Consider the following 346-nt stretch of genomic DNA (forward strand, 5'->3'; position numbering starts at 1 on the left):
GAATCTTTCATTATTCGCCTTGATATACTTATACGTCCAAAAGTACCCGAAAAATTACAGTTGAGAATCTTTCATTATTCGCCTTGATATACTTATAGATCGCCACCGCCAGTGCGAACGCCGGTTGAGAATCTTTCATTATTCGCCTTGATATACTTACTCGAATCCCTCACCATCGGCGCACACGGTTGAGAATCTTTCATTATTCGCCTTGATATACTTATACACGTTTATAGTCTCATGCGCACCGGGTTGAGAATCTTTCATTATTCGCCTTGATATACTTAAACCTCCCAGATACATGCCGGCAGCTTGGTTGAGAATCTTTCATTATTCGCCTTGATAT

The sequence above is a fragment of the Rothia sp. HMSC066H02 genome, assembly GCF_001814995.1.
In the GTDB taxonomy this organism is placed as follows: domain Bacteria; phylum Actinomycetota; class Actinomycetes; order Actinomycetales; family Micrococcaceae; genus Rothia; species Rothia mucilaginosa.